We start from the raw sequence: 12,009 nt of genomic DNA, 5'->3' as shown, positions 1-12,009 counted from the left end.
GCAATGGCACGTTATTGCTCAGCCTCAGCCTCAGCCTCAGCCTCAGCCTCAGCCTCAGCCTCAGCCTCAGCCTCAGCCTCAGCCTCAGCCTCAGCCTCAGCCTCAGCCTCAGCCTCAGCCTCAGCCTCAGCCTCAGCCTCAGCCTCAGCCTCAGTTGGAGGGGCAGGGGCAAACTCAAGCCCCACCGGAGCTTCAAGTTCAGGACATCCCGCTTACAAAGCCCAATATCCTGGTAATTTGGGGGGATGATATCGGTATTTGGAATATCAGTTTTAATAGCCGAGGCATGATGGGTTATGCCACGCCCAACATTGATCGATTGGCTGTTGAGGGGCTGTCATTTACCGATTACTACGGCCAGCAATCTTGTACGGCCGGAAGGGCCGCTTTCCTGGCAGGTAATGTGCCAGTGCGTACTGGAATGACCAAAGTAGGGCTCCCAGGAGCCAAGGAAGGCTGGCAAAAGAGTGATGCGACAATTGCCACGGTTATGAAAAGCCTCGGTTATGTTACTGGTCAGTTTGGTAAGAATCACCAGGGTGACCGGAATGAACATCTGCCCACTAACCATGGGTTTGATGAGTTTTTCGGAAATCTCTACCATCTCAATGCTGAAGAAGAGCCAGAGAATCGCGATTACCCCAAAAATCCTGAATTCCGCAAAAAATTTGGCCCACGCGGAGTGATCAAGTCTTATGCGGGTGGCTCCATTGAGGACACAGGCCCGCTCACTAAAAAACGCATGGAGACAATTGATGATGAAACTCTAGCTGCAGCTATTGACTTTATAGAGCGTGCTCATCAGGCCGGAAAGCCTTTCTTTGTCTGGTGGAATGCTACTCGGATGCATTTTCGTACTCATGTGCGAGAGGAGCATAAAAATCTGGCTGGACCGAACAGCAACGAGTATATGGATGGCATGGTAGAGCATGACATCCTGGTGGGAAAATTACTGAGTTTACTCGATCGTCTGAAAATTGCTGACAATACGATTGTATTTTATTCCACCGATAATGGACCACACTTCAATACCTGGCCTGACGCGGCCACAACTCCCTTTCGCAGTGAAAAGAACTCCAACTGGGAGGGGGCTTATCGGGTACCAGCTTTTGTTCGCTGGCCTGGAAAATTCCCAGCTGGCACTACCCTGACGGGTATCGTTTCCCATGAAGACTGGCTGCCAACACTGGCTGCCGCCGGCGGAAACCCTAATATCAAAGAGCAACTAAAGCAGGGGGTAGAATTGAACGGTCGCCGCTACCGCAACTATGTCGACGGTTATAACATGTTGGATTACTTTTCTGGTAAGGCCAAGTTGTCACCACGAAAGGAATTTATATATGTTAATGATGATGGTCAAATAGTCGCTATGCGTTACGAGCCATGGAAAGCCATTTTCTTGGAGAATCGTGGTAAAGGTTTTGAAGTCTGGCGCGAACCTTTTACTGAACTACGTATTCCTTTACTGTTTAATTTACGTCAGGATCCTTTCGAAAAAGCACAACATAGCTCCAATACCTATAATGATTGGTTTATTGATCGTGCATTTGTATTGGTTCCTATGCAGCAGCTCGCTGCCAAGTTCCTGAGCACCATGAAGGAATACCCCCCCAGTCAAGTTCCCGGCTCTTTCAATTTGGAAAAAGTACAAAAACAGCTAGAGGCTGGAGCTTCGGGTAGTAACTGAATTTTCATAGGGCGCTAAATTAGGTCACAGGGCATGAAAAGGTGATGAATTACTCTCTTAATAGAGAAGGAGGGTCGGAAGCTCAGGTCTATAGTAATCGCTTTAAGTCAAGTAAAGCACATAGATGATTTTTCCTGGATGCACTTTGATGCGTAGCAACAAGCTGTTGTAATTAACAACGCTCTGGTTTGATACAAATTGTCATTCAGGTTTAGGGGGGTCAAGTATAGTTGCTGTGGTTTTAAAGGTAACCTAATGATTTTGCCCTTAATCTAAAACAAGGCGTTTCCCCAAAGTTTGAATAGTGTTCAATTCTTAAAGTTAAAAAGTTATTTTAAGTTATCTTTCCCCTTGTTTTCGGTTCTATCGTACCTTATCTGCCTGATCAAAAGTTAAATTAGCTTACTTCCTTTATATGCCTGTATAGTGTCTCAGGTGCCTTATCGGCGTCTCTGTATATGAAATTTACAAATGGAATTTGGTGATATGTATAAATTTATAATATTGATCGCTTCAGCGGCTCTATGGTTGCCCCTACAATCAAAGGGTGCTGATAGTGCTCCACAGCAAGCAAAACTTTTGTTTGAACAGGCCGTTTCCTCAGATACTGTTCCTGGTATTAGCGTGGCCGTTGGCGATACTAACGGCATTCAGTGGGCTAAAGGGTTTGGGTATTCAGATCTTGAGTCTAAAGTTCCTATGACCAAAAAAACAAAACTCCGTATTGGAAGCGTTTCTAAGGTGATTACTGCGGCTGCTTTGATGCGTCTGGTAGAGCAGGGAGTTTTAAATTTGGATTCAGAGGTAAGACTTTTGGTGCCAGACTGGCCTGAAACCCACCCAGCGATAAGCTTGCGCCAGTTAACCAATCACACCGCTGGAATTCGTGACTACATTATTCCGCATGAATTTCTCTCGAATGTACAATACAACAACACTTTAGAAGCTTTGAATATTTTTAAAAATGACCCTTTGCTTTTTGTTCCCGGTTCGGATCAGAGTTATTCTACTTATAATTGGACTCTTCTGAGTGCGGCAATGGAGTCAGCAAAAGGGGAAACCTTTAAGGAGATAGTTAGCACTGAAGTTTTTGAACCTCTAGGATTGAAGAGAACTACCTTTGATGATGCGGCACCAATTATTCCAAGTAGACAGGGCGCTTATTCTTTTTTTACAGGTGTGCTTATAAATTCTCCAGAGGTGAATAGTAGCTATAAGTATGCTGGCGGTGGAATATTATCTACGCCAAAAGATGTGGTGAAATTTGCGCTTTCTCATCTGAAGCCTGGTTTTCTGCAGGAGGAATCCATTTCTGCGCTATTTACTAACTCTAAACTTTCAGATGGAACAGAAACCAATATTGGTATTGGTTGGTTTCTTGGGGGGCAAGATTTCTTAGCTGGATATAACTCGGAAGAGTATGCGGATATAAGGCGTATTCTCCAAGTACACCCTAATTTGCTATACCACACGGGGCTAAGTATAGGAAGTACAAGTGTGTTGATACTTTGTCCTGAACACCAGCGGGCAGTGGCTGTTATAAAGAATGTGGACTTGGAATCCAGTGCGGATCTGGTTGCCCTTGCCCTAAAGACCCTAGATCTCTTTCATAGTAATGAGCAAGTAAAATAGAAGACTCAACTCTCTGCGTGTACCTTAAGCCGGCCTCGTAGTCTCTGGATTGCGAGGTATCCCCGATCCTGAGTTGAAATTAATTGCTGTTCACCCAGTATTGTATTTATATACAGTATTTGATAGGTTTGTAGTAGATGGAGTGCTGACCTGTGGAGAGTTTGAGTTTAAGAATGAATTTTTAGTCATTGCTACTATGCATCTTTTAGCTCTGCAGTTATTGCATCCCATTGAGAGATGGTTCTATCTAATGCCTTTTTGTCTTCTGTAGAGTTGTTTTAAGTTTGATTGATTTTCTAAATTTCACTTAGTACCAATTGGAGGGTTTTATGCCACATGTAACAATTACAACAGTTAAAGAGCTAGTTGATGAGCGTGTGAAGAAGGAGTTGCTGCAAAAAATCAGTGATATTATGGTGGAGGTCGAAGGCGGCGGAGATGAGAGTTTTAGGCAGCATGTGTGGGTTTCTTTAGACTTGGTTGAGGCAGAAAACTGGTCGTTAGGTGGGCAAATCTTAACGAAAGAGATTGCCTTGCAAATCAAAAAGAAAGCAGATTCTAGCAGAGCATTGTAGAGTATTTCCTCCTGATACTTTTATCCTGCGCTTAAAATAAGCTTAATGTGATAAATAGGATGGTACTGTCCACAGCATATTATTAATTTCTGACTGTAGATTATTGGAAATGGGATTGACGAGATGATCAAAGCGATAGATATCGGTATTCCTAATGCCCTCGCTTTCAGGGTATCTGATTCAATTACAGAAAGTGATGTTTCTGAGACTTTGGCTCAAGCAAAGTTGCTTGGTGAGAAGTATAAGAGGATCACTATCTATGAGGAAATTGAGTCATTTAAGGGGCTTGAGTTCTCGGCAGTGCTAGAAAAATTGAAATACTTGGTTAATGTTGGTATTTCTAATATCTCTGCGGCAGCCATTCTGACGGATAAGCAATGGCTACAAAAGATTGTGAAGGCTGAAGATAAGATATTTAGGAATATAGATATCCAGTGCTTCTCTTTGGAACGGCGTGACGAGGCGGTTCAATTTCTCAACCGTTACAGGCCAGAAAAACTCGATTAACTCAGCAAGAGGTAGTTGTGGAATTTTTCTTCGGTTTGGGGCTCAAAGCAAGGAAATTACTACAGGGAAGGAGCTACCCTTAGCTTTAAGGTGAACCCCTTTAGTTGTTCATCCATGCACTTAGCTGTGTATTGGAATACAAGTAACATCAATAATTGATAAAAATGAGGTAGTTATGGTCGTTGAACAAATTCCCGGCTTTGATTTGGTGGGGCTCTGCGCAAGAACAAAGAATGAGAATGAGGCGGATGCCTCTACTGCGCAAATAGCTCCCCTGTGGGAGAAGTTTAGTACCGAGGCAGCTCCCAAGTTTACGGGAGCTCCCCAGATTTATGGGGTTTATACCAACTATGAGTCAGACCATAGCGGGTTGTTTGATATCTATGCTTGCTCAGATCTGCTTTCAACAGATATGTCCGAAGATTTCAAGCCGATACATGTGCAATCGGGTAAGTATCTGGTGTTTTCCGCCCAGGGGGAAATGCCGCAGACGGTTATCGACATATGGGGTGAGATATGGAATTACTTTTCTTCACCGGATTGTCCTCACCAAAGAGCCTACACCACAGACTTTGAACATTACCTGAGCCCAAATGAGATAAGAGTTGCCATTTCAATCAAATAGTGGCCTTGGGGGTTCCTAAGAAGACTGTGCCTACAGGTTTAGGGCCCCTCTATCTTGCTTCGCTTCTACAAAGAGCTTTTGCCGAAAGGCTTTCTGACGGTTGAAAAATGATCGCCTGCTTTACCAAAACTTCAAAACGCCCAGATAGACAGCATGGTCACTATGGACATGTCCTAGCGCCAAAATAGACAGTACTACTATTGCTGTCTCGGTTCGCTTGTGCACTAGGTGCTGGTTGGTGACATCCTATTTCCCACCTCTTCGATACTTTGTCTTTGCAGGTACCAACTCTTCCTCCCTCAAGTTTTCTAACCACATTTTCCTAACTTCCTCTTGAGAATTCCCATGAAACTATGGGGCTAGGAGGGAAATACCGGTGGGCAGCACACTTCTCCTTACAGGCTTCGCAGTTGTTTATTTCTTACTCTCGTTGTTCCTGGAGTCGTTTAGTCTCAGCCCTGTGAGCATCGGTAAAAAGCAAGCTAGCATGATTAAAAGGCACTTATCCTGATCCCAAGGTGCAGAGGGTAGGCCTTGTTAAAGTCCATAACACTAGATAGTCTTTAAGCCCCCTTAGACTGGCGGGTCTGTGCAAATAAGTGGCTCCCTTTGCATTATTCAGTAAGGTTGGAAGCTTTTTGCGCAATATGTCTCGTCTATCACCGCATTGAAAAAGCAGGTTTATGAGCAACAACGAAAAGCGTCCCTTATATATCCCGCATGCTGGCCCCTCTCTACTGGAAATGCCACTGCTAAACAAAGGCAGTGCATTTACCCTAGAGGAAAGGCTTGAGTTTAATCTGGCGGGTCTCTTGCCGACCAATGTAGAGACTATTGAGGAACAGGCTCGACGGGCCTATTACCAGTACCAACAGTGTAAGACTGGCCTGGATAAGCATATCTTTTTGCGTGGTATACAGGACGATAATGAAACGTTGTTCTTTTACCTGATTGAGCATCATATTGATGAAATGCTGCCGATCATCTATACGCCTACCGTTGGGGCGGCCTGTGAGGAATTCTCTAATATTTATCGCAACCATCGAGGTCTGTTTGTTTCCTACCCAGACCGAGAATACATAGATGATATCTTGCGCAGTGCCACTAAGGAAAACGTCAAGGTTATCGTCGTTACCGATGGTGAGCGTATCCTCGGTCTCGGCGACCAGGGTATTGGCGGTATGGGGATTCCCATTGGTAAATTGTCTCTATACACCGCCTGTGGTGGTATCAGCCCAGCTTACACACTTCCGGTCACTTTGGATGTTGGCACCAATAACCGCACTCTGCTCAGTGATCCTATGTATATGGGTTGGCGCCATGAGCGTATCTCTCAAAAGGAGTACGATGAGTTTTTAGAGCAGTTTATCGAGGCGGTGAAGCGTCGCTGGCCCAAGGTTTTGGTGCAGTTTGAAGACTTTGCCCAGACGAATGCCATGCCGTTACTGCAACGCTATAGGGATCAAATCTGCTGTTTCAATGACGATATCCAGGGTACCGCCGCTGTTACCCTGGGCACTATTTTGGCTGCTTGTAAAACCTGGCAGGAGCCCTTAACAGCCCAGCGGGTTTTGATTGTGGGTGCTGGTTCTGCCGGTTGCGGAATTGCTGAGCAGGTGGTGTCCGCCATGGTACAGGCGGGGCTTAGTGATACGGATGCGCGCTCGCGTATTTTTATGTTTGATCGCTATGGATTGGTCACCTCGGATATGAAGGGGCTGCATGACTTCCAGGCGGCGCTGGCTCAGTCACCGGATATCTTCGATGGGGCGCCAGAGTCAGACCTGCAAAGTCTGATCAGTAGGGTGAAACCAAGTATTCTTATTGGCGTATCCGGGCAGGGTGGGTTGTTTAACCAACAAGTAATTGAGGCGTTACAAGCTGGCCATGAGCGCCCACTGGTGATGCCGCTTTCAAACCCCACCTCCCGCGCGGAGGCGACTCCTACGGAAATATATACCTGGACTAAGGGAGAGGCTCTGGTGGCTACCGGTAGTCCTTTTGCTGCCGTGGAAATTGATGGGCGCCACCATCCGGTTGCTCAGTGCAACAATGTGTATATCTTCCCTGGTATCGGTCTTGGGGTGATCGCAGCCAATGCCACGCGGGTTACCGATGGCATGTTGATGGCAGCTTCCAACGCCCTGGCGGAGCAGGCACCAGTGGTGAAGCAGGGGGAGGGCGCACTGCTACCGCACTTGGATGATATTCGTGAGGTGAGCATTGATATCGCCAGAGCTGTAGCTGCCCAGGCACAGCTTGATGGAGTTGCCCCGAAAGTGAGCCACGAGCAGTTAGAGAGGTCTCTCAAGCGCAACTTCTGGCACGCAAACTATCGCAGCTATCGACGCCGTTCCTTCTAATCACCCTTAAAAAATCTATGCCGGGTACTTTTTACCCGGCTTTCTTTCCTTAAGCCAACTGCTCCCCAGAGTAGAAAACTTCCGGCCTGCGCAGAACAAGGTAATCCTCCCATTGAAATCCGTTGCTTAGGAACTCGATCGCCGCCCTTACGCCGGACAGGAACAGGTGTTCGCAGTGTTCTCCTGGCATGGCGAAATCCAACCAGTGGGGATGCTCGCCGTTGGTCATAGGTTCTATAGCGATCTCTTTCACCAGCGTGTGGTATTCCGCATTTAGGCTGGCCCGCACATGGTTGTCGAGCATGTTACGGCAGGTATTGATTAGCCCCATGGCAAAGCGCCCCACCTTGTCAGACTTGGGTTGATAGTGGTCCACTTCCAACTTAATGCCAAAAGTGGGTAGTTTGGGGGTACCGACTGGCTTGTGGAAGATATCAAAGGGGAAGTTGGATACCAGGCCACCATCCACAAACTGAATTTCTTTAGGAAAACCATTTTTAAAGAACAGCCTGGGATCACCAATTCCCTTGATACTGCGCCAGTTCTCGGCCACTGAACTGCATTCATCCAGCTGGGGAATATTCTTCACTGTATAGGGTTTGAAAAAGCCCGGCACAGACATGGAAGCCCGTACGAATTCGGCGGGATTTATCGCATCCGGGTTGCTAAAGTAGAGTGGGGCCTTTGCCGGAAAAACAGCCCGTGTCTCAGTGGTAATATCCGCTGCTACCAGCGCCACTTCTGCAGCGCCCACCTGATGATCTGGTTCTCCCCGATAATGGAGAGTGGGAAACTGGTTGATACGCTGCTTAAGTTGCGCGGTATTGGTAATGCCCAGCTGGCGTAACTCTTCTTGCAACCATTGGCTAAAAGCGTCGCCAGGATTGAGGCCCTTATCTCGCAATAGCTGTTTGCAGGTACGCAGGGAGTCGAATGGGTGTAAGGCCAGGCTACTAAACAGCCCTTTGCCTTTGAGCAGGCGCTGCACCGTTTTACGCGCAAAGCGCTCACCATCTTCAAAGCTGGCAAAGTCCGCCTTAGCCATAATATCCAGTAACTTTGCACTCTTAAGTGAGCTCGGCGTACCGGCAGCGGCTAAAAATAGTGCATTGATGGCACCTGCAGAAGTACCTGCAACCTTGCGAAAGCGAATACCGGCCTTCTCAAGGACGTAGGTGTAGCCCACCAGGGCAATCCCTAGCATGCCACCGCCTTCCATCACCAGGTCGACATACTGGAGGCCGTTAGAGTCCTGCACATCACTAAATGACTTGCCTTCGATCGATGTACGCGAATTTTGCCAAAGGGTATCGGCTTCGGAGATGGCGCTGGTCACCCACGCTGTGTTACTCATATGATTTTTCCCTGAGGTGGCAGTAGGTTCCATACGAAAGTTGAAATGATTATTGGCTAAAAGAATGGGGCAGGGTATCACCCAGAATCAGATTCGCCATAGCATCCAGTTTGTTTTTCGTGCCTTCCCACTTGGGCATCACTAGATCCAGTAAGCGGTAAAATCTCTAAGGCAGTGCTTTTACTAAATGAGGATACAAAGGTGGGCGTGCACGGATACGGTTTTCGTTGCTACGGTGGCCTTCATCGATAGGCGCAATCAGGTCTGCACTGAAGGTGAAGTAATCCGGTGATTCGATTTGAGATCCGGCTGGAAGCACAGCGCCTTGTCCCTTGCCTGTAGTACCATAGTCAAGGGCTTGCCAAAATCTGCGGTATGCCAATGTATGCCACCCACCTTCGCTGCCAAGCTGCGCAATAAGCTCTATTAGCCGTACAGTGCCAAATACCTGCCAGTAACGTACAGCGATCCTACTGTTTTTATCGTTGAGTCGAGTACGGTAGCGGGATCACCTTCAGCAGCTGTTGGAGCGACGGTTAGCTGATCAACAGTAGATCATTGGATCATTGTCACCCAGGACCAGCTCTCTGCAGGCAGTGCTTTGTTCCGTGCTGGGCTGCACACTATGTCAGTTAAGTGGTCTATAGATTTTTGTGAAAGTGGCCAATTTTCACCAGCAAAATGAAAGGTCCACTGGCGCCAGCTCTTGGTGCAGTATTTACGAGAGCACACCCGGCTCAGATTTCTATTGCGGGCTTCGTGACTTCGGAGTGAGACAGAAACTTAATCCTGACTGTATAGTATGGCCAGCGCGGGGATCTTCACTGCGTATTCTTTTCGTAGTTTCGGTACGGCTATGTAATCAATTCCACGATAATAGATATCTCCAAAAGGAAATCTGTTTCTTATTGAGATAAAATTTTTTCTGGGCTGTTGAGAAACTGAGAAAGCGCTATTGCCAGTCCGCTACTAACGAGCTTGTGTTATAGGTGATATAGGTTAGAGGCCTGTGAGGTTGCAGGCTTGTTTAAAGTAGTGGGCAAGTTGTTGTTTCTACTATCCAGTGGTTTTGGGGCTGGGTAGACTTTGGTGTGAGTGACTGTGCGTAGTTTCCGAGTACTAATGTCACGGCTAGAGCATTAAACTTGTTATTAATGCGCCACACCCTAAAAATGCGAGAGGTTCACTTTTTGGGTTGGGCTGCCAAATAGCTAGTGAATAATTAATATTATCCACTAGCTGAAATTACTGACTACTAAATTGATACACCCATATTGTCTTTAGTGCCGACACAATATCCAAATATTTCGTGGAAATAGAGGCTTTTACATTCAAAGTTGGATGCGATATGGAAAGTGTCATTTGGGAATTTAGGATCGTAGAGTCCCAGGTTGCTTTCGGTTCCCACACAGTAGATATCACCTCTTGGGTCACCGGGCCTAAAGGCAATCCAGTCCAGTTTCCAGCCGCCCAGATCACCCTGATCATCCCACTTGTTGTCAATGGGGTTCCATTTGCCTACGTTACCTTTTTCACCAACACACCACATTTCTCCGGAGTTATCGAAGGCAATCATTTTTAGGTCCCAGGGCTTTTCAATGTCCGGTTCCTCCCATGCTCCAGTGGTGGTATTCCACTTGGCAAGATTACCTTTAGTTCCAACGCTCCACATTGCATTTGACTTGTCAAATGCAATCATTTTGGAATCCCAGGATTGGTTGTACTCTTTTTTGTCAACGAGGCCAAAAGTTCTTGAATTCCACTTTCCGATGTTATTCGAAGTTCCCACACACCACAGGTTATCTTCTCTATCAAAAGTGACCATATTTAAGTGCCACGTTGAGAGGAATCCTCTGTCTTTAAAGTTCATTTCCATGATTAATCTCCTTTGGGTTTTTGGATCGGGGCTTTCTAGTGCTTCGGGGTACCAAAATCTGAAGACTTAAAGTGAATTCATTGAATAATTAATAAACCAGCTGGAGCCTTGGTAACATTTTTGTTGGCAGTTTTCAGGAAAAAGTATGCGTAGCCTTTTGAAAGGATAAGTTTTTTATTTACGCTTAGTACTTTCCAGTAAAGACTTACCATGTGCCGGCTTATTTATTTTCTATTCGCCGGGTACGGTCTATTCAATGGCGGCTATTGCTGCAAAAAGTGAGATTGAGGCCTTGTGGCTGGTTATATTTCTGTCCACTAAAGGGCAGAACTGAAGGGTAGAATTGGCCACTCGGCTTGATAAAAACCTCCTAATCAGTTGTTTCAAACGATCTTAAAGCAAAGGTCTGTAATTTAATATCCTCTCCCGCTAAAAGGGCGGGGATTCCTACAGGTGGTTGGTGCCATCTTGGAAATGGTCTTCCAATAGAAGAAAAGTTAGAAAAATAAAATAATTGCGGGATCCCTAGATGTCGGGGATGGTGATTCAGCTGCCGGATGGCGTCAAGGGCATTTATACCCTTCTATCCTGAGCGTGATGCAGCGGCTTAGGCTGTGGGAGTCACTACCGGATAACTCGTGTTGGCGACAGACTCTCCTTGATTGTTTTCTGCGCTGCTGTGGTGGGCCTTCGGTATGGCTGGGGTAGCTAATCTATAGAGAGTCCTGTTCGCGGAAGGACTGTTGAGGCGCTAATGACGCCAGAGCAGTGGCTGGGGCTTGTTAGCAGGGAGAGGAGGTCAAATATGATTCGGCTTAGTGCATGTATCTTGGCGAGCCTGGTTCTGGGATTATGTGGGAGTTTGAGCCTGGCCGAGACGGAGCAAAATAAAGGAAGGTATCTCGGGGCCTTTAATGACCCGGTGGCTTATTGCCGAGTCGTGGTCAATGCCGATAGCCCGGAAGAACCCTATATAGGCCCGGCAAAACCGCAGGTAGTGTTATCGGGTATTTACCAGGCGGCTGGTATTTCTGCCGGTGCTCCGAGGGATTGGGTTGCGGGGGGTACTTTTTGGCGTTGTATGCATGGCGGAGTCTATGCGTGTTTTGTCGGCGCCAATCTTCCCTGTGAAGAAAAGGCGGACACTTCGAAGGAGCCAAGTGAGGCAATTGCCGCTTACTGTAAGAGCAACCCTGCGTCGGAATCTATACCAGCCGTTGTAACTGGGCGGGTGACTATCTATGCATGGCACTGTGAGAATGGCGTTCCAGAAATTACCGGCCAGGCGCTACAGGTTGATGAGCGGGGTTATATTGCTAATTATTGGTATCGGATGGATCGATCAGGATAAAGAGTAATTTTCGCGAAAGTGGTTTGCCTTATGGTAATG

General features: G+C 46.7%; 11 protein-coding genes. 7 read left to right on the top strand and 4 right to left on the bottom strand.

Annotation, left to right across the window (positions count from 1 at the left end; all coding sequences use genetic code 11):
• Positions 1-11: 11 nt before the first annotated feature.
• Complete coding sequence (locus ACJJIO_RS01040; protein ID WP_444909868.1) at positions 12-185, bottom strand: hypothetical protein; 174 nt, start codon at positions 183-185, stop codon at positions 12-14.
• A 20-nt stretch (positions 186-205) separates the two neighbouring features.
• On the opposite strand from ACJJIO_RS01040, the gene ACJJIO_RS01035 reads away from it, so the two are divergent.
• The 6 genes from ACJJIO_RS01035 (at position 206) to ACJJIO_RS01010 (ending at position 7,389) form a co-directional block, all read left to right on the top strand.
• On the top strand, positions 206-1,687 hold the full coding sequence (locus ACJJIO_RS01035; protein ID WP_444910960.1) for an arylsulfatase: 1,482 nt from the start codon (positions 206-208) through the stop codon (positions 1,685-1,687).
• A gap of 471 nt (positions 1,688-2,158) precedes the next feature.
• Positions 2,159-3,319, top strand: coding sequence for a serine hydrolase domain-containing protein (locus ACJJIO_RS01030; RefSeq protein WP_444909867.1), 1,161 nt, complete (start codon positions 2,159-2,161; stop codon positions 3,317-3,319).
• A gap of 329 nt (positions 3,320-3,648) precedes the next feature.
• A complete protein-coding gene (locus ACJJIO_RS01025) occupies positions 3,649-3,894 on the top strand; it encodes a tautomerase family protein (RefSeq protein WP_444909866.1) in 246 nt (81 codons plus the stop codon).
• Between the two features lie 123 nt (positions 3,895-4,017).
• The gene (locus ACJJIO_RS01020; RefSeq protein WP_444909865.1) at positions 4,018-4,401 is read left to right on the top strand and encodes a SpoIIAA family protein; all 384 of its coding nucleotides are present in this window, start codon (positions 4,018-4,020) and stop codon (positions 4,399-4,401) included.
• Between the two features lie 175 nt (positions 4,402-4,576).
• Entirely contained in the window at positions 4,577-5,026 is a 450-nt protein-coding gene (locus ACJJIO_RS01015; RefSeq protein ID WP_444885264.1) for a GyrI-like domain-containing protein, read from the top strand.
• Positions 5,027-5,709: 683 nt separating this feature from the next.
• On the top strand, positions 5,710-7,389 hold the full coding sequence (locus ACJJIO_RS01010) for an NAD-dependent malic enzyme (RefSeq protein WP_444898436.1): 1,680 nt from the start codon (positions 5,710-5,712) through the stop codon (positions 7,387-7,389).
• Positions 7,390-7,438: 49 nt separating this feature from the next.
• Here the strand turns inward: ACJJIO_RS01010 and ACJJIO_RS01005 are convergent, their stop codons facing one another.
• The 3 genes from ACJJIO_RS01005 to ACJJIO_RS00995 form a co-directional block, all read right to left on the bottom strand.
• Complete coding sequence (locus ACJJIO_RS01005) at positions 7,439-8,743, bottom strand: patatin-like phospholipase family protein (RefSeq protein WP_444909864.1); 1,305 nt, start codon at positions 8,741-8,743, stop codon at positions 7,439-7,441.
• Positions 8,744-8,909: 166 nt separating this feature from the next.
• A complete protein-coding gene (locus tag ACJJIO_RS01000; protein WP_444888756.1) occupies positions 8,910-9,125 on the bottom strand; it encodes a hypothetical protein in 216 nt (71 codons plus the stop codon).
• An 873-nt stretch (positions 9,126-9,998) separates the two neighbouring features.
• Complete coding sequence (locus ACJJIO_RS00995) at positions 9,999-10,619, bottom strand: NHL repeat-containing protein (protein ID WP_444885261.1); 621 nt, start codon at positions 10,617-10,619, stop codon at positions 9,999-10,001.
• A gap of 805 nt (positions 10,620-11,424) precedes the next feature.
• Between ACJJIO_RS00995 and ACJJIO_RS00990 the strand changes: the two genes are divergently transcribed.
• Entirely contained in the window at positions 11,425-11,970 is a 546-nt protein-coding gene (locus tag ACJJIO_RS00990; RefSeq protein WP_444909863.1) for a hypothetical protein, read from the top strand.
• Positions 11,971-12,009 lie beyond the last annotated feature (39 nt).

It is taken from the genome of Microbulbifer mixtoriginis (SeqCode), from assembly GCF_052467235.1.
This window is presented reverse-complemented; position numbering and strand designations above follow the sequence as displayed.